Source organism: Kinneretia sp. DJ1R-11 (genome assembly GCF_025717595.1).
In the GTDB taxonomy this organism is placed as follows: domain Bacteria; phylum Pseudomonadota; class Gammaproteobacteria; order Burkholderiales; family Burkholderiaceae_C; genus Paucibacter_A.
In genome coordinates, this window is record NZ_JAJIRR010000005.1 from 176,088 (window position 1) to 194,220 (window position 18,133).

Genomic DNA, 18,133 nt, shown 5'->3' on the forward strand with positions numbered 1-18,133 from the left:
AGTGTTCCGATTTGGAGAGAAGTTCTTCGGGATGGCCCGGCGTCTTGATCACGCGCTATCGCTTCGGGGCCCAGGCCATTGCTTGATTGATGCGGATCAGACGACCCGCGGGTCCGCTGAACTTTGGTCAAACAAGCAGGGTCTGCTGTCTTGAGATGCCAGCCTTTGACGGCTTCATCGAGGTGTCGTGCCCGGTCTTGCGGCGCAACAAAGCCCTATATTTTAGCTTGATTTGAGGGCCAGGCCGAGCAGTCGGCTGCACAAGTCCTGCTGGGTCGCCAATTGAGCACGCCAGTGCAGGGCCTGTGTAGTGGCGGTTTCTGCGGCGGTTGCTGCGGCCGGCAGCCGCAAATGCCCGGCCTCCAGCTCGTTCCAGCGGCGCCAGCAACTCCGCGTCGCCGTGGCCAGCTCGGCCCTTGCGTCTTGCAGATACAGGTCCAAGAAGGCGTCCAGCTTGGGGCCGTGGGCGCCGTCGTCCTGACGGTAGATCTGCCAGACAAAAGGCTTGCCTGCCCATTGGGCACGCACAAAAGAGTCTTCCCCGCGCACGAAGTTGAGGTCGGCTGCCCAGAGCAGGGCGTCGAAATCGTCCTGGCTGACGAAGGGCAGGGCATGCAGGCGCAGCGGGGCAGGCAGCTCGCGCTGCAGCAATTCCGCTTGAACAGCGCCGGGACAAACCAGCAAGAGGGTCGGCTGCTCGGCGAGGGTGTCGAGCAAATCTGCGAGGCGCGGGTTGGGGTAGGCGAACAGGCTGACGATGCGCTCGCCCGGCCGGCGCTGCAGGCCCAGGGCAGCCAACCAGGCGCCAGCGTCGAATTGGCTTTGTGCTTTCAGCAAGCCGGGCTCGCGCAGCAAGCCGCCGGTGCGCGGGCTGAAGCCTGGGTAGAAGAAGCGCTTGCCCAGGCCGCGTCCGGGGCCGCTGAACTGCGGTGAACTCAGGCCGTGGCTGCGCTCGACATAGGCTTCGGCGCTCAAGTACTCCAGATTCAGCCACAGGGGCGCCTTGGCGCGCGCGGCCATGCGGGCGACGAAAGCTGGAGGCAGCTCGCAACCGAAAGTTTCGATCACCACATCGCCAGCCTCGTCTGCGGCTTCACTGGATGGCCAGTCGTGGACCGTGATGCCGGGAGGCCAGCCCCTGGGCGCCATCCAGCGCAGCGGCGCCGCGTCGTCGATCCACAGGCGCACGCGCTGCCCGCGCGCCGCCAGGTCGCGGGCCAGGCGCCAGCTGACACCGACATCGCCGAAGTTGTCAATCACACGGCAGAACAGATCCCACACCAGGCACGGACTCAGACTCATTCCGGGATTATCGAGGCGGGCACAATGCGGGCCATGCCAGTGCCTGATTCCAAGAACCTGCCCGAAACCCAGCAAGAGTTGGCTGCCGCTTCGTCCCAGCCGGATGCCCGCGCCCTCGGAGAGCAGGCCCAGACCCAGTGGGCCGCCGAGCGTCGCATCGTCGAGGAGGCCGAGGCCCAGCGGGTGCAGCAAGTCGAGCAGGTGGCGCGTGAGCAGCGCGAGCGCATCCTGCAAGAGGTGGCGGCCTTGCCCGGGCTGCCGGGGGTCTATCGCTACTTCGATGCCCAGGACCAGGTGCTCTACGTTGGCAAGGCCAAGCATCTGAAGAAGCGCGTCTCCAGCTATTTCCAGAAAGACCATGGCGGCACGCGCATCGGCATGATGGTGGCGCGCATCGCCCGCCTGGAGACGACGGTCGTGCGCACCGAGTCTGAGGCGCTGCTGCTGGAAAACAACCTGATCAAGGTGCTGAACCCCAAGTTCAACATCCTGTTCCGCGACGACAAGAGCTACCCCTACCTCAAGCTCAGCGGCCATGAGTTCCCGCGCATCAGCTACTACCGCGGCGCGGTGGACCGGCGCCATCGCTACTTCGGCCCCTTCCCGAGCGGCTGGGCGGTCAAGGAGTCGATCCAGCTGATCCAGAAGGTCTTCAAGCTGCGCACCTGCGAGGACACGGTCTTCAACAACCGTTCACGACCCTGCCTGCTGTACCAGATCCGCCGCTGCTCCGGCCCTTGCGTGCCGGAAGGGCAGGGTGCCGATTACGGTCGCAACGTCAGCAACGCTGAGCGTTTTTTGCTGGGCGAGACGCAAGAGGTGATGGATGGTCTGCAGGCGCAGATGATGGCCTATTCGGATGCCTTGCAGTTCGAACTGGCGGCCGAGGTGCGCAACCAGATCCAGGCTCTGGCGCGCGTGTTGCAGCAGCAGTCGGTGGACGAGAACAGCGCCACCGGCCGTGACCGCGATGTCGACATCCTGGCGGCCAAGGTGCAAGGCGGCCGCGCCTGCGTCAACCTGGCCATGGTGCGCGGCGGGCGCCATCTGGGAGACCGCGCCTTTTTCCCCAAGCATGTCGAGGAGGCGACTGCCGTCTCCCTGGGCGATGACGAGCAGCTCAGCGCCTTTTCACCGGAGCGCCTGGTGCTGGAGGCCTTCATGGCTCAGCATTACCTCGATGCCCATGTGCCCTCGCTGATCGTGCTCAGCGAGCTGGTGGACGAGACGCTTTCTGAGGCCTTGAGCGAGCAGGCCGGCTACAAGGTCACCACGCAATCCCAGCCGCGCGGCCAGCGCCGCATCTGGCAGGAGATGTGCGTCAAGGGCGCCGAATTGGCGCTGGCCCGTCTGCTGGCCGAAGAGGGCTCGCAACAGGCGCGCACCCGCGCTCTGGTGGATGCGCTGGAGTTGTCGGTGCAGGAGCTGGATGCTTTCCGCATCGAGTGCTTCGACATCAGCCATACAGCGGGCGAGGCGACCATGGCCTCTTGCGTGGTGTTCGATGCACATCAGATGCAGAGCAGCCAATACCGGCGTTACAACATCGAGGGCATCACCGGCGGCGACGACTACGCCGCCATGCGTCAGGTGCTGACCCGGCGTTACAGCAAGCTGGCCGAGGCTGCGCAGCTGGGTACCGGGCGTCTGCCCGATCTGGTGCTGGTCGATGGCGGTCGCGGCCAGGTGGCTATGGCGCGCGAAGTCTTCGAGGAACTGGGGCTGGATCTGTCCTTGATCGTCGGCGTGGAGAAGGGCGAGGGGCGCAAGGTCGGCCTCGAGGAGTTGGTGTTCGCCGACGGTCGGCCCAAGGTCTATTTGGGGCGTGACTCGGCTGCGCTGATGTTGGTGGCGCAGATCCGTGACGAGGCCCACCGCTTTGCCATCACCGGCATGCGGGCCAAGCGAGCCGCGGTGCGCACCGGCGGTTCCAAGCTCGAGGATGTGGCCGGTATTGGCCCGAAGAAGCGCGCGCAACTCTTGCAGCGCTTCGGTGGTGTACGCGGCGTGGCCGCTGCGAGTGTGGAAGAGATTGCCAGCGTCAAGGGCGTTTCCAAGGAGCTGGCAGAGGAGATCTATCGTGTCTTGCGCTGATGAAGTGATGTGTGGCGGTGTGGGCGATCGGGCGCTCGCCAGAGTGGTGTCGGCTCGCCTTTGCGCCTGGGCGGCGCTCGGGCTGGCGCTGGCGCTGGCCGGCTGCTCCAGTGGGCCGCGTTCGCCCGCCCCGGCACAGGCATCGGCCGCTGCCCCTGGTACAGCACCGGCTCCCGCCCCTTTGCCGGGCAAGAGCGAGGCGCCCAAGCCTGTGGATACGGCCAAGACTGGCTTGCCACCACCTGGCCCCGTGCGCAGCCATGACGAGTTGCGCAAGCAAGCCGCATTGCGGCTGGTGGCGGCCAACCCGCACATGACCTATATGGGGCAGGTACCGGCCGTGCTCCTGGCGATTCCGGTGCTGGAAGTGGAGCTGCTCCATGACGGCCATATCAAGCGCATCAACATCTTGCGCCGACCGGGGCAGGCGCCGGACACCTTGCAGTTGGCCATTGATGCCTTGCATCGCGCCGCGCCCTTCGGCAATGTCTCGCGCATGCCGGAACCTTGGAAATTCAGCGAGACCTTCTTGTTCAACGATGACCGTCATTTCAAGCCGAGAACGCTTGACTGAGGACCTGTTGCCTCGGCAATAAAGAGACAGTCTGGCCCGTGCCAGGCCAGTCACTCGGCGTCTAGGCCCAAAAGGCCTGAAAAGGTGGGAGGTCGCTGGTTTTGTTTGGGCACAATGGGTGCATGTTCTTCACCCTGCCAACCCTGTTCACTTGGGCCCGCATCGTCGCCATTCCGCTGGTCGTCGGTGTGTTCTATCTGGACCTGAGCAAAGACAGCCAAAACCTGTTTGCCACCTCGCTGTTCATTTTGGTCGCGTTGACCGACTGGCTGGATGGCTACCTGGCCCGCAAGCTCAACCAGACCTCGGCATTCGGGGCCTTCCTGGACCCAGTGGCGGACAAGATGCTGGTCTGTGCCGCGCTGTTGATCTTGCTCGAACTCGGTCGCGTCAATGCCATGGTGGCTCTGGTCATCATTGGCCGAGAGATTGCCATTTCAGCTCTGCGCGAATGGATGGCCCAGATTGGGGCCTCGGGCAGTGTGGCCGTGCATATGGTGGGCAAGCTCAAGACCACGGCGCAGATGGTGGCGATTCCTTTTCTGCTCTTTGACGGTCTCTTGTTTGGAATCTTGCCCACTCGCTTGTGGGGCACTTGGTTGCTGCTCGCCGCCGTGGTGCTGACCATTTGGTCCATGGTCTATTACCTGCAAAAAGCCCTGCCTGAGATTCGCGCCAAGGCGCGTTGAGAAGGCCTAGCGGGCCCTGGTCGCGCACGCTGGCCTAAGGTACTCAAACCCTGCCGCAGGCCAGCCACTGTTGGTGAACGGTGTCTTTTGTATCGGGGCTTTTCCCTGTCAGGCGGGCGGGCTGAATGCGCATAGAATCCGTTTCCCCGCGAGTTTCAGGCCAGCTCCGGCTTGCTTTAGCTCAGCAAAGCCGAGGCCTGCAAGTGCCGCGCGGACGCACTTCCTTTTGAGGGGAAACAATTGAACAAGTCGGAACTGATCGAACACATCGCCCAGCAGGCGGACATCTCCAAGGCCGCTGCTGGCCGTGCTCTGGAGGCCGTGATTGGCGGCGTCAAGACCACGCTGAAGAAGAACGGTTCCGTTTCTCTGGTAGGCTTCGGCACCTTCAGTGTGACCAAGCGCGCTGCGCGTGCGGGGCGCAACCCCCGCACCGGCGATGCGATCAAGATCAAGTCTGCCAAAGTGCCGAAGTTCCGGCCCGGCAAGGCCCTCAAGGACGCGGTCAACTGAAGTTCGGCGTCAGCCTCGTTTTTTGTTTTTTTACCGGTTTACCCGGGTGCTTAGCTCAGTTGGTAGAGCGTCGCCTTTACACGGCGCAGGTCGGCGGTTCGAGCCCGTCAGCACCCACCAGTATTGCCCGAGTCCGACAGCCTGTCTGGACGTGGGCTTTGGCTCCTAGAAGGCCGTCCCACGCAAAGGCGAACTCCGGTTCGCCTTTGTCGTGTCTGCATGTCTGAGGTTTCGATGTTTGATTTCGTCCGTAAACACAATCGCCTGTTTCAGCTGCTCTTGCTGATTCTTATCCTGCCTTCGTTTGCCTTGGTCGGCATGCAGGGCTATACCAGCTTCATGGACGGCGCCAACGCAGGCGTGGCCACGGTCGCGGGTCAAAAGATCACGCAGGCCGAGTGGGACGCCGCGCAGCGCGATCAGGCCGAACGCATGCGTCGCCAGATGCCCAATCTGGACGCCAAGTTGCTCGACTCACCTGAAGTGAAGCGCGAGGCCCTGGATGGCCTGGTGCGTGAGCGTGTCTTGCAAGCGGCAGCCAAGGATGAGCATCTGTTCGTCAGCGATGAGCGTTTGCAGTCGCTGTTCATGAACGATCCTCAGTTTGCCTTCCTGCGCAACCCCGACGGCAGCTTGAACAAAAGCTTGCTGGCCGCTCAGGGCATGAGTTCGCAGATGTTTGTCGAACGCTTGCGTCAGGACTTGACCTTGCGCCAGGTGGCGGCCGGCCTGACGAGCTCCGGTCTGGCCTCGGAGGCCAATGCGGCCGTGGCCTTTGACGCCTTGCTGCAGCAACGCGAAGTGCAGCTGCAGCGCTTCCAGGCCAAGGATTTCGCCGCCGCCATCGCCCCCAGCGATGCCGAGCTCGAAGCCTTCTACAAGGACAGCAAGAACGCTGCCCAGTTCCAGGTGGCTGAGAACGCTCAGATCCAGTACCTGGTACTCGACCTGGAAGCTTTGAAGGCCGGCGTTAGCTTCAGCGACGAAGACCTGCGCAAGTACTACAGCGAGAACCAGTCCCGTTACACGGTCTCGGAAGAACGCCGTGCCAGCCACATCCTGATCAAGGCCGCACAAGACGCCAAGGCCGACGAACGCGCCAAAGCCAAGGCCAAGGCGGAAGAGTTGCTGGCTCAGCTGCGCAAGAGCCCGGCCCAGTTCGCCGAGCTGGCACGCAAGAATTCCCAGGACGAAGGTTCGGCCACCAACGGCGGTGATCTGGACTTCTTCGCCCGTGGCGCCATGGTCAAACCTTTCGACGACGCTGCCTATGCGCTCAAGCAGGGCGAGATCAGCAATGTGGTCGAGTCCGAGTTTGGTTACCACATCATTCAGCTGACCGGCGTGCGCGGCGGCGACAAGAAGAGCTTTGAGTCTGTGCGCGCCGAGATCGAGGCCGAGGTGCGCAAGCAACTGGCTCAAAAGCGCTATGTCGAGGTGGCCGAGCAGTTCAGCAACGGCGTCTACGAGCAATCCGACAGCCTGCAGCCGGTGGCCGACAAGCTGAAGCTCTCCGTTTTGAATGCCACCGTGCAGCGCAAGCCGGCACCTGGCGTGAGCGGCCCCCTGGCCTCGGCCAAATTGCTGGAGGCTGTGTTTTCGGATGATTCCCTGCGCAACAAGCGCAACACCGAAGCCGTCGAGTCAGCGCCGAACCAGATGGTTGCTGCTCGCGTGGTTCAGCACAACCCGGCTCATTTGCTGCCTTTGGCTCAGGTCAAGGACACGGTGCGCAGCCAGCTGGTTCGTCAATTGGCCGGTGCTCAGGCCGCTAAGGCCGGTGCGGCTCGCGTGGCTGAGCTGCAGAAGGCTGGAGCCTCTGAAGCTGGCGGCCTGGAAGCCGCCGTGGTGGTCTCGCGTGCCTTGCCGCGCGACCTGCCGCGCAAGGTGCTGGAAGGCATTCTCTCGGCCGATGCCAGCAAGCTGCCGACCGTGGTTGGCATCGATGCCGGTGACGGCAGCTATGTGCTGGCACGCATCAATAAGCTGCTGCCGCGTGACCCGGCCGTGGTGGATGCCAAGCGTGCCGCCGCCCAATACGCGCAGGCCTGGTCGGGTGTCGAGGCTCAGGCCTATCTCAATGCTCTGAAGACGCGCTACAAGGCCGTGATCAAGGCGCCGATGGCTGCCGCCTCGGCCAGCGCTCCGTAAGAACTCATTCCATTCGGTCGCTCGAGAGTGCGACCGAGTGGAAGTGATGAACGAAGCTTTTAGGTGAAGCGCCGCCATCTTTTAAAAAGTGCTTGCGCCGCCTTAAAAAATCATTCTATAATCTATGTCTCGACGGTGGTTGTAGCTCAGTTGGTAGAGTCCAGGATTGTGATTCCTGTTGTCGTGGGTTCGAGCCCCATCAGCCACCCCAAAATCGTGAAAAGCCCTCAAGCGAATGCTTGAGGGCTTTTTCCGTTTTGGGAACGAAAAAGCTGTTGAGCGCGAAATGTCGGAAGGCGAGTTGCTCGTTTTTTGCCGACCCAGGTTCACCATGACTCACACTGCGACTCCGGCCCGCATGCGGGCGCGTCAGGAGTCCTCTACATGCCGACCAGCAATTGGTATTCGCGCTTTGCCAAGGCCACCGCCCATTTCTGTGGTCGCCCACGGGTGTTCACCTTGGCCGTGGCGGTCATTCTGGTCTGGTTGCTCACTGGGCCGCTGTTTGGCTTCAGCGACACCTGGCAACTGGTCATCAACACCGGCACCACCATCATCACCTTCCTGATGGTGTTTCTGATCCAGAACACGCAGAACCGGGACACCGAGGCGATCCAGGTCAAGCTCGACGAGCTGATCCGGGCCACCCGTGGTGCTCACAATGCGCTGCTGGATCTGGAGGAGTTGGAGCAGGACCAGCTCGACGCCTTCAGGGGGCGCTACCAGGCGCTGGCCGCCGGTGCACGTAACGAGCTGACCCGCGGCGAGCAGGACACCGGCACGCCTGAGCCCTGAGTGGGGCCCGGCTGCGCAAGTCAGGCTTGCCGTCGCGCGGCCCAGCGGCGCAGCAGCCAGCCGGCGACGCCCAGCAGGATCAGGCCGGCCAACAAGCGCCAGGCATCGCTGGCCTGGGCGCTCTCAAGGGCATGCATCAACTGGTCCATGAAAAAGGCCAGAGCCAAGGTCGCCGGCAACATGCCCAGCAAGGTGCCGAGCATCATGTCTCTCAGGCGTATGTGGCTGGCACCCGCCACCATATTGACGATGGCGAAGGGCGCGATCGGCAACCAGCGGATCAAGATCACGGCGACCAGGCCGCGCCGCGCCAAGGCCTGGCTCAGTTGTTGAAGGCGCGGGCCGGCCAGTGTTTTTAGAGCCGCATGACCCAGGCAGTGGCCGATGCCATGGCTCAAGCCGGCGGCCGCAACACCGGCCGCCAAGGTGCACATAAACCCCTGGGTCGGGCCCAGGGCTGCCAGAGCGAGTACGGTGAGCAGCATCAGGGGCACGGCCAGCACCAGGGCGAGGGTCATCAAGGCGGCCATTGCCCAGGGCCCCAGCCACTGACCCAGGCGCTGTAGCTTTGGCAGCAGCTGCGCCGGATCGATTTCGCTGCGCCAGGGCGAATAGGCCCAGCCCAGGCTCAGACCCAGCAGCAGCAAAAGAAGCAGGGCCAGGCCGGCCGCACGCAGGCGCAGGCGCCGCCTGGCAGCGGCTTGCGTCGGTTCTTCCTTTTGCTTCATGCCTGAGTCCCTGTCTTCGCTCGCATGAAGCTGAGCATCTCGCCAGCCAGGGTGTCGACATGGCTTGAATCGAAGATGGAGCCATGGGTGCCGGCCACCTGGCAGTTGCGCAGCTCGGGCAGCAGCCGCCGCCATGCCTGGAAGAGCAGCTTGTGCCATTTGGCCAGGCCGGCCGATTGCAGCAGCAAGACCGGTCCCGAAAATGCCTGGCAGCGGTGGCCACGCAGGGCCTGGACCTGAAGCACCAGGCCCGGGTCGCTGAACATGGCGCCGAGGCGTCGGCCATTGAGGCTCAGGTCCTGGACGTGGAGCTTGCGCACCAACCAACCCAGCGTTCGCCAGGGGGCGGTGCCACCGAGTACGGCTTCGGGGTGGATGGTGTCCAGCAGCAACAAGCCGGCCGGCGCCTGACCGCGTTGCTGCAGCTCTACGGCTGCCGCCAAGGCCGTGACGCCTCCGACCGAGAAGCCGGCCAGCCAGGCCGACGAGTCGCCATCGGCGGCCATGGCATCGGCATACATCGCTGCCAAGGCGCCAATGCTCAGTGGCTCTTCCTGAAGCGGCGGCTGCAACATGAAGACGGCCACTTCGCCGGCCAGGGCTTGCGCCAGCTGCTGCAGCCGCAGCACATCGCCATGACCGGATGCGGCGATGAAGAGTCGCTGTGTGCCCGCTTGCGCATCGCCCAGCCGTTGCAGCACGCCCGGCGGTATCAGGGGCCGAATCAAGGCCCGTGCCAGTGCCGCGATGCTCGGATGCTCCTGCATCAGTTGCAAGGGAAGGCGTTGACCGAGTTCGTCCTCCAGCGTGGCCAGTACTCCAAGGGCAGCCAGCGAGTCGCCGCCGAGCGCAAAGAAGTCGGCGTCCAGGTCGATGTGGCCAGCCTGGCCGTGTGCGATCTGGGCGGCTCGGGCGGCCGCCGGCAGGGCTTCAGCCCAGAGTTCGAGCAGCCTGTGCTCCAAGGCATTGCTGGGCGCTCGTGGCGGGCCGTAGGTCGCAGGGGCCAGAGACGCGGCAGACGGCCCCAGTGGCGGCGGCGGGGGTAAACCGGCCAACTGCACCTTGCCATGGGGCCCGAGCGGCAACTCGGCCAGCAGGCTGAAGGAGCCCGGCCGCATGACCTCGGGCAGACTCTGGCGCAGGCCAGCCTGCAATCTTGGCAGGTCCACTTCGCTCAGCCCAGCACCGGCCAGCCAAGCATGCAGGCGCGGCGGCTGTGCCTCGGTGAGCAGTTGTACGGCCGCTTGTTGCACCAGGGGCAGGCGCAGGCAGGCAGCTTCGACATCGCCGAGTTCGATGCGCTGGCCGCGCAGCTTGACCTGGCGATCCAGGCGGCCGTTGAAATGCAGCAGCCCGGCGGCGTCCAGCCAGCCGCGATCGCCGCTGCGGTAAAGCCGAGCAGGAGGCTGCCCCGGCGCGCTGGGAGCCCAGGGGTCGGGCACAAAGGCCCGCGCGTCCAACTCGGGTCGCCCGAGGTAGCCACGTGCCAGACCGCCGCCGCCGATATAGATCTCACCATTGCAGCCGAAGGGCAGGGGCTGCATGGCCTCGTCCAGCACATAGATGCGGACGTCGTCGATGGGGCGGCCCAAGGGGATCTCCGTGATGTCGGCCTGCTCCGTGTCTGCCCCGACTTCGGCAGGGGCCGGCGGGCAGGGCCAGGCGCTGGCAAAGATGCAGGCTTCGGTCGGACCGTAGAAGTTGTAGAGCTGTGCACTGCTCAAGGCCTGAAAGCGCCGCACCAGGGCCGGCGGCAGCAGCTCCCCGCCGCAGCAGGCAACGCGCAGACAGGGCGCTGGCTGGCCTTGGCGGCGCGCCAGTGCCCAGGCGTCCACCAGTCCGGCCAGGGTGCTGGGTACAAAGGCACCGAAGCTGGCGCCGTGCTTCTGGATCAGCTCGGCCAGACGGCGCGGATGCACGCGGCCCGGCGGCGGCAGGGCAATGCTGGCGCCTTGGCTCAGCGGCAGCAGCAGCTCCACCAGGGCCGGGTCAAAGCCTAGCTGGGTGCCCTGGATGGCCCGGTCTTGCGGACCGATGCCCCAGCTCTTGGCCAGCCAGGCCAGGCGTCGCGTCAGGGCGCCATGTTCCATCATCACGCCCTTGGGACGGCCACTGGAGCCCGAGGTGAAGAGCACATAGGCCAGGTCTTCGGCCCGCGCCTCGTCCGAGGCTGCGCTATCGTTCGAGTCCGGAAATTCGGGCCAGGGCTGGGGCAAACGCAGGCAGCGCTGTTGCAGGCCAGGCAGTTCGGCCAAGACCGTCGGTCCATCGACATCGAGCAAGAGGGCTACCGCACCGCTGTCCAGCAGCACGCCGGCCAAGCGAGCCGGCGGCGCCTGCGGGTCCAAGGGCAGGAAGGCCGCGCCCGCCAGTCCAATGGCGACCAGGGCCACCACCATCTCGGCCGAGCGTTCCATGGCCAGGGCCACGACCCGGTCGCGCCCGGCACCGAGGCGGCGCAGCTGCCGGGCCAGCGCTTCGGCGCGCGCAAGCAACTCGGCATAACTCAGGCTTGCGACGGTGTCATGCTCATCCCAGACCAAGGCGCAGGCCTCGGGCTGCAGGCCGGCCTGATGGCGGAACTGGCTCAGCCAGGTTTGCGGTGCCTCAAGCTGGGCCAGGTCCTTGTGCAGGCCGTGCAGCAAGGCCCAGCGTTCCTCGGCCGGCAGCAGTTCGATCTGGTCCAGCGCTTGTTCGGGCTGCGCGGCCAGGCTCTGGCTGAGCTGCCAGAGCCGGCGTGCCAGCAAGGCCGTTTCTTCCGCCTCGAAGCAGGCGCTGCTGGCTTCCAGCACCAGGGCGGGTGCGGCGCCGCCGTCGAATTCGCACAGCGTCATCGCCAGGGGGAAGCGGGCGCGGCCGCTGAACAGCTGGCGCGATCCCGTCAGTTGAGCCGCGCCAAACTGCAGGCGGTAGTCCTGGCGTTCAAAGGAGAGCAGCAGCTCCAGCACCTCACCCTGGCCGTTCAGATGCAGGCCCGGCAGTTCATGGGCCAGCTCGCTCAAGGGGTAGCGCGCATGCCGCAGGGCCGCTTGCATCTGCGTACCCGCCTGCTGCATCAGGCCACTGGCGGTGCCGGCCTGGTCCAGGTCGAGCAGCAGGCATTGCAGGCCGGTGAACATGCCCGGTGTCTGGCGAAAGCGTTGGCCGCTGCGGTTCAGGCTGGGCACGCCGATCAGGACTTTGCGCTGACCGCTGAGGCGCCCGAAGTACAGGGCCATGGCGGCCAGCAGGACATTGAAGCTGCTCAGCCCCTGGGCTTTGGCGGCTTGCTCCATGCGGGCATAGGCGCTGGCATCCAAGGGCAGATGGAAGAGCTGGGCTCTTGGCAACTCGCGTGCATCGACGCTCTGCGGCTGGGCGCGCCGCGCCACCAAAGGCTGGCGATCGCCCCGCGCCAGACCGGTGAGTTGTTGCCGCCAGAAAGCCGCGTCACGTTCGAACAAGGCCGATTGACGGTAGCGCTGTGAGTCCTCGATGAAATCACGGTAGCGCGCGCCAGCACAGGCTTCTCTCGGCGCAAACGTGGCTCCGGGCTCCAGGCTTTGGTAAAGCGTGCACCAAGCCTGCATCAGCTGGGTTGTGCCCCAACCGTCCATCACGAGGTGGTGAAACTGGATGCTCAAGCCGTGCAGGGCATCGTGCGCGCGCAGCAGCAGGAAACGCCAGGGCGGCCGGCCATCGAGGGCGAAGGGCTCGCCCATGCGAGCGTTCCAGCAGCGTTCCATGGCCTGCTCGGCTTCGAGGTCCGAGGCGAAGTGCAAGTCCACCCGTTCCAACTGCGCGTCCCAGGCCGGCAGCAAGCGCTGGTGACCGTGCAGATCAGGGGCCAGGCGCAGGGCATCGTGGCCGGCCACCAGCAGGCGCAAAGCCGCCTGCAGCCGGGCGACATCCAGCGGGCCCCGCAGCAGGGCTCCGCCACCGATATTGAGATGCGCGCTGCCGGGCCAGGCGCGTTGATCGAGCCAGACCTCGCGCTGACTCAGCGACAGCGGCAGGTCCATGGCTGCGCTCGCGGCGGCAGGGCCCGACGCGACCGGATCGGCGCTCAGATCTTGGGCTTGAGATTCAACAGCTGCTTGCGATCCCATTGTTCGATGTGTTCCATCGCGTGGCGGTAGCCCAGTTCGGCGATCTCTGCCCCTTGGGCGTAGGCCATCAGGGCGAATCCTGACACGGGCGGTTCGAGGTAATGGTCGGCCTGCGCGCGCGCGCGCTGCCGCTGCCCCAGGCTGCCGATGTGGCCGGCGCTGTAGAGGATGTCGGCAATTCCCGGCGCGGCTGGAGCGCCAGGGCGCAGCCAGCGCTTGAGCACCTGCCAATTGCCCAGGCGCGCCAGGCCGCTGTCGGCGCGCAGGCTGGCGCGCACATCAACATCGACGGCAATGATGCTGCCATTGCCGCGGCGTCGCTCCAGGGGCGTGCCCAGGCGCACGCGCATGGCCTGCACCGGCACGTTGTCGAGGATGGCGCCGTCCACCAAGAGGGCGCCGCCCTGCAGCACGGGCGGGAACAGGCCGGCGGGCGAGTTGCTGGCCAGCACGGCGCGCCAGAGCGGTCCTTGGTCCAGGGTGCTGGTGGTGCCTTCGCTGAGATTGCAGGCGGCGGCAAAGAAAGGCAGCCAGAGTTGCTCGATCAGGCGTTCGCCGAACATGCGGCGCAGGTCGCGCTCGACCCGCCGGCCGGCCACCAGGGACACCAGGGGCAAGGTCAGGCGCTCGCCGCCGGCGGCAAAGCGACGTGTCTGACTCAGGATCTGCTCCAGACTGTGGCCGCAGGCGTATTGCGCGGCGATCAGTGCGCCCATGCTGTTGCCGCCGATCAGATCCACGGGCAGCTGGCTTTCTTGCAGCGCGCGCAACACGCCCAGATGGGCAAAGCCACGCGCGCCCCCACCGCCCAACACCAGGCCCAGAGCACTGCCGGTCAGGAAGCGGGCCAGGCGCTGGGTGTCGCCCAGGCGGGCCCGACGCAGCGGGTAAATGCGCTCCAGCGTGCGCCCCATCAGCCACGGCGTTGGCAGCACCGGCTGAGCTTCATGGGCGTCGTGCAGCAAGACCAAATGCTGGCGCTTCAGTGCCGCGTTGCCATCGCCGGCCAGCAGGGCCTGTTCAACCCGGCTGGGTGTGTGCGGGGCGTGGGCGCCACTGAGCAAGATCAGTTGATCGGCCTGGCGCAGCGCGAAGCGTGTCCAGGCCTCGGGTTCAGCGCCCAAATCATCGGCATGGTGGGCCTGGTAGACGATGAAGTCAAAGCGGTCTTCCAGATGCGCCAGGTCCTCATGCGGCAAGGCCTGGCCATTGAGCAGCAGCTGCGGCGCTCCGCTGGCAGGGTCCCGCACTTCGCGCAGGTGGCCGCTGCGGCCCTGCAGGCTCAGGCAGCGGCACAGGTCTTCAGCCAAGGCTGTGCTGCAGCCGTCTTGACCCAGCTCCCGCTGCAGCGGCAACAGAGCAAAGGTCTGGGCCATGCGCTGTGGCACCGGTACTTCGTGCTGGGGCCGCAGGCGTTCGTACACCGCTTGGACGAAGACCTGGCAGAGCTCGGTCGGGTGGCGCTGCAGCAGGCGTTGATAGGCCTGGCGGCTCAGTATTGCCAGGCGGGAGTCGCGCACGGCGCTCAGGTCCTGGGCTCTTGCTTGCTGCAGGATCAGCCCCAACTCACCGATGCTCTGGCCGGGTTGAACTTGGTTGTAGAGCAAGAGCTGGCCTGTAGCGTCGCGCCGTGTCACGCGTAGGCCGCCGCTGATGACAAAAATGATGGTGTCAGAGGCTTCGCCCTCGCGCAGCAGGGTGGCACCGCCCTGGACCTGCTGCACCTCCATGGCCTCGGCCAGCTCCTTCAAGATCCTGGCCGGCAAGCCCCCGAACACCGGGCTGGCCTGCAGCATGGCCAGCACCTTGGCCAGGCTGGCCTCGCGGTGGATGTGTTCGGGCTGGAACTCCATCGAGTCAGTCTAGCTGCCGCTCACGGGCTCGTGTGGGCAGAAAGAACAAAGAAAAAGCCCGCGCGTCGGGTGACGCCGGGCTTTTGGCAACAGCGCCTGTGGCGCTGGAAGAACTCGAGTCGCTGATCGATCAGTTGCTCGTGCCCATGGCACCGGCCAGGGCTTGCACCGCTTCTTCCAGCTTGGCCTTGCCCAGGGCCTTGCACTGCTCGGGCGAGGCGTTGGGGACTGCACCAAACGTGGTCGCGCTCTTGGCCGGCTTGAACACCAGGTCCTTGCCCTTGCGCGGCAGGACCACGGCGCGGGCGGTGATCACGCAGGTCTTTTGTGCCACATCGATGCCGCCTTCGACCTGGCTCAGGAAGCCCCAGGCCTTGGCCGGGAACAGCTTGACCGTGGCCGGTGTGATGCTCTTCAACCAAATGGCTTCGGCTGCGGCTTGATCCATCAGATTGGCGGTCGATTGGTCATCGATCACGTACTTGGCCGGCGCGGCAAAAGCGGCGGCAGCGGCGCAAGGCAGGATCAGGGCGGCGATCAGCTGGTTCAGTTTCATGGGTTTCCTTCGAGACATGCTTGTTGTTGCTTTGGCAGCGCGCAGCAGCGACCTCACGCAGTGCGTGCGCAGGCCCGGCAGTGTGGGGGCAGAGTCTGGCTTTGGGCCTCAGGGTTTACGCGGGGCATGGGGCGGAGTTGGCGAATCCGGTCTTCGGTTTCAGGCAAGCAGGGCGCTGCTGATGCGGAAGGTCAGCCATGCGGCAAGATAGGCCAGACCAAAAAGATAGGCCAGCATGAGGGCCGGCGTTTTGTAGCCACCAGTTTCGCGCCGGGCTGCGGCCAGGGTGGCGATGCACTGCGGCGCAAAGACAAACCAGGCCAGCAGGGCCAGGGCCGTGGGCAGGCTCCAGCTCTGTGCGATCAGCGGACTCAAGGCCTCGGCCGCATCGGCGCCGCCGCTCGACAGCGCGTACACCGTGCCCAGGGCGCTGATCACCACCTCGCGGGCGGCCATGCCCGGTACCAGGGCCAGGCAGATCTGCCAGTTGAAGCCCAGGGGCTCGAACAGCGGCGCCAGACCGCGGCCCAGCATGCCGGCGACGCTGTAGACGATGGCTGGCTCGCTGGCGCCTTCGGGCGCGCCGGGAAAGCTGGCCAGCAGCCAGAGCAACACGGTCAGCACCAGGATGATGCCGCCGACCCGGCGCACAAAAATCACGGCGCGCTGCCACAGGCCCAGGGCGATATTGCGCGGATGCGGCCAGTGGTAGGCCGGCAGCTCCATCATCAGCGGCCGCACCTGTGCCCCGCTTTGGGTGAAGCGCTTGAGCAACCAGGCCACACACAGGGCGCCGAGGATGCCGGCCAGGTAGAGCCCGAACAGCACCAGGCCCTGCAGCTGCAAACCCCAGGCCAGTTGCCGCGCGGGGATGAAGGCGCCGATCAAGAGGGCGTAGACCGGCAGCCGGGCCGAGCAGGTCATCAGCGGCGCGATCAGGATGGTGACCCAGCGGTCGCGCGGGTTGGCGATGCTGCGCGTGGCCATGATGCCGGGGATGGCGCAGGCAAAGCTGGACAGCAAGGGGATGAAACTGCGCCCCGAGAGGCCGACGCTGCCCATCAGGCGATCGAGCAAGAAGGCCGCGCGCGGCAGGTAGCCGCTTTCTTCCAGGATCAGGATGAAGAAGAACAGGATCAGGATCTGCGGCAGGAAGACCAGCACGCCGCCGACACCGGCGATCAGCCCGTCCACCAGCAGGCTGCGCAGCCAGCCTTCGGGCAGGGCGCCGCCGACCCACTCGCCCAATGCGGCCATGCCGTCCTTGATCAGATCCATGGGCCCGGTGGCCCAGGCAAACACGGCCTGGAAGAGCAGGAAGAGCACGGCCGCCAGGATCAGTGGGCCGGCGACTGGATGCAGCAGCACGCGGTCGAGGCGGTCGCTGGGCAGCTCGGGCAGCTCTTGATCCAGTTGCAGACGCTGCAGGATCTGCTTGATGCGTTCGTGGTCGCCGTCCGCCTCGCTGTGGGGCAGGGCGCCCGGCGCCCAGACCGTCTTGTCATCGAGCAGGGCTTTCAGCTCGGCCACGCCGTCGCCTGCGGTGGCCACGGTCCGCAGCACCGGCACGCCCAGCTCGCGCGACAGCGCCTCGGAGTCGATGGTCAGGCCGCGCCGGGCTGCCAGGTCGGCCATGTTCAGCGCTACCACGCAGGGCAGGCCCAGGCGCTGCACTGCCAGCACCAGGCGCAGGGTGCGGCGCAGATTGGTGGCGTCGAGCACGCAGACCACCAGGTCGGGGCGCTTCTCGCCGCGCGCACGGCCGGCCAGCACATCGCAGGTGACGCGCTCATCGGGCGAGCGCGGGTTCAGGCTGTAGGTGCCGGGCAGGTCGAGCAGGCGCAGGGCGTGGCCGGCGGCGCTGAGCAGGCGACCCTCTTTGCGCTCGACGGTGACGCCGGCGTAGTTGGCCACTTTTTGCTGGCTGCCGGTCAGGCGGTTGAAGAGGGCGGTCTTGCCGCAGTTCGGGTTGCCCACCAGGGCCAGCAGCGGCCCGCCCCGGTGCACATGGATGACGGCCTCAGCCATGCGTCGCCTCCGGGCCTTGCGGGGCCTGAACCTGGATGCAGGCCGCCTCGGCGCGACGCAGGGCAAAGGTGGACTGGCCGATGCGTACCACCAGCGGGTCGCCGCCGGGCAGTCCGCGGCTGAGGATCTTGACCGCCTCGCCGGGCAGGAAGCCGATTTCGGCCAGCCAGTCGGCCCACTCGGGCGCATGGACTGGCGCTCGCACCGAGTGCACCTGCATGGCTTGACCCAGCCCGAGTTCCGCCAAGGTGCTGAGGGTCCAGGGGCTGGCTGCGGCGGCGTGGCTGCAAGGGGTAAGGGGAGCGCCCGCCGCGGCGGGCAGAGCGCTGGAGGCGCTGAAGTCTGTCATGCGAGGCGTCTTGCGTCGGTGAAGAGGGGATCGGAAGGCCGCATGCGGCTTGGGCTTCAGGGGCTTTGAAAAAGTCAGCGAGTGCAATCGAGAATTATTCTCATTTTAGGCTTGGCGCCGCGGGTTGGGTGCCGTTGCTTTTTGATGCGGCTCATGCTTTGTGCGTTTTCGCCACGGCGGATTGGACGGCGGGCCGCTTGAGGGGCTGCTTCAATGCTGGAAAACAGAGCACCCGAGTGGGTGTCCCTGCCTAGCGCCGCAGTTGCGCAAATGCATAAAATGGGGCGCGCAAACGTTTAGCGTTTTCCTTTATCAGCCGATACACTGAGTTTTCTTACAATCAGCGTCCGATGTCGACTACCGTCTGGCGTTCGTAAAAAGACGGGGGCAATCTGCCCGAAGCCCAACCGCGC

General features: G+C 65.7%; 12 protein-coding genes, 2 tRNA genes and 1 pseudogene. 8 read left to right on the plus strand and 7 right to left on the minus strand.

Features of this window, described 5'->3' with window-relative positions; genetic code table 11:
- Nucleotides 1-222: 222 nt before the first annotated feature.
- The gene (gene earP, locus LNV23_RS11090) at nt 223-1,302 is read right to left on the minus strand and encodes an elongation factor P maturation arginine rhamnosyltransferase EarP (RefSeq protein WP_263563041.1); all 1,080 of its coding nucleotides are present in this window, start codon (nt 1,300-1,302) and stop codon (nt 223-225) included.
- A 33-nt stretch (nt 1,303-1,335) separates the two neighbouring features.
- On the opposite strand from earP, the gene uvrC reads away from it, so the two are divergent.
- The 8 genes and pseudogenes from uvrC (at nt 1,336) to LNV23_RS11130 (ending at nt 8,118) form a co-directional block, all read left to right on the plus strand.
- Nucleotides 1,336-3,396 carry an excinuclease ABC subunit UvrC gene (gene uvrC / locus LNV23_RS11095; protein ID WP_263563042.1) on the plus strand — a complete coding sequence of 687 codons (2,061 nt, stop codon included), beginning with the start codon at nt 1,336-1,338 and terminating at the stop codon, nt 3,394-3,396.
- Nucleotides 3,383-3,970: a hypothetical protein gene (locus LNV23_RS11100; protein ID WP_263563043.1), complete on the plus strand. Its 588-nt coding sequence runs from the start codon at nt 3,383-3,385 to the stop codon at nt 3,968-3,970. Before uvrC ends, LNV23_RS11100 begins: the two co-directional genes overlap by 14 nt.
- Before the next feature lie 122 nt (nt 3,971-4,092).
- Entirely contained in the window at nt 4,093-4,659 is a 567-nt protein-coding gene (gene pgsA / locus LNV23_RS11105) for a CDP-diacylglycerol--glycerol-3-phosphate 3-phosphatidyltransferase (RefSeq protein WP_263563044.1), read from the plus strand.
- Between the two features lie 234 nt (nt 4,660-4,893).
- A pseudogene (locus LNV23_RS11110) lies at nt 4,894-5,172 on the plus strand (HU family DNA-binding protein); the annotation flags it as partial.
- A 44-nt stretch (nt 5,173-5,216) separates the two neighbouring features.
- Nucleotides 5,217-5,292 (plus strand) — tRNA-Val (locus tag LNV23_RS11115).
- 114 nt (nt 5,293-5,406) lie between these two features.
- The gene (locus tag LNV23_RS11120) at nt 5,407-7,323 is read left to right on the plus strand and encodes a peptidylprolyl isomerase (protein ID WP_263563045.1); all 1,917 of its coding nucleotides are present in this window, start codon (nt 5,407-5,409) and stop codon (nt 7,321-7,323) included.
- Between the two features lie 135 nt (nt 7,324-7,458).
- A tRNA-His gene (locus tag LNV23_RS11125) sits at nt 7,459-7,534 on the plus strand.
- A gap of 173 nt (nt 7,535-7,707) precedes the next feature.
- Nucleotides 7,708-8,118 carry a low affinity iron permease family protein gene (locus LNV23_RS11130; RefSeq protein ID WP_263520392.1) on the plus strand — a complete coding sequence of 137 codons (411 nt, stop codon included), beginning with the start codon at nt 7,708-7,710 and terminating at the stop codon, nt 8,116-8,118.
- Nucleotides 8,119-8,138: 20 nt separating this feature from the next.
- Here LNV23_RS11130 and LNV23_RS11135 read toward each other — a convergent pair whose 3' ends face one another.
- From LNV23_RS11135 to LNV23_RS11160, 6 genes are all read right to left on the minus strand, one after another.
- Complete coding sequence (locus tag LNV23_RS11135) at nt 8,139-8,846, minus strand: TVP38/TMEM64 family protein (protein WP_263563046.1); 708 nt, start codon at nt 8,844-8,846, stop codon at nt 8,139-8,141.
- On the minus strand, nt 8,843-12,847 hold the full coding sequence (locus LNV23_RS11140) for a non-ribosomal peptide synthetase (RefSeq protein WP_263563047.1): 4,005 nt from the start codon (nt 12,845-12,847) through the stop codon (nt 8,843-8,845). Before LNV23_RS11140 ends, LNV23_RS11135 begins: the two co-directional genes overlap by 4 nt.
- A 44-nt stretch (nt 12,848-12,891) precedes the next feature.
- On the minus strand, nt 12,892-14,787 hold the full coding sequence (locus LNV23_RS11145; protein ID WP_263563048.1) for a cyclic nucleotide-binding and patatin-like phospholipase domain-containing protein: 1,896 nt from the start codon (nt 14,785-14,787) through the stop codon (nt 12,892-12,894).
- Nucleotides 14,788-14,917: 130 nt separating this feature from the next.
- The gene (locus LNV23_RS11150; RefSeq protein ID WP_263563049.1) at nt 14,918-15,343 is read right to left on the minus strand and encodes a hypothetical protein; all 426 of its coding nucleotides are present in this window, start codon (nt 15,341-15,343) and stop codon (nt 14,918-14,920) included.
- A 159-nt stretch (nt 15,344-15,502) separates the two neighbouring features.
- Nucleotides 15,503-17,371 (minus strand): ferrous iron transporter B, encoded by a 1,869-nt coding sequence (gene feoB / locus LNV23_RS11155; protein WP_263563050.1) that lies wholly within the window; start codon nt 17,369-17,371, stop codon nt 15,503-15,505.
- Complete coding sequence (locus LNV23_RS11160) at nt 17,364-17,720, minus strand: FeoA family protein (protein WP_263563051.1); 357 nt, start codon at nt 17,718-17,720, stop codon at nt 17,364-17,366. Before LNV23_RS11160 ends, feoB begins: the two co-directional genes overlap by 8 nt.
- Nucleotides 17,721-18,133 lie beyond the last annotated feature (413 nt).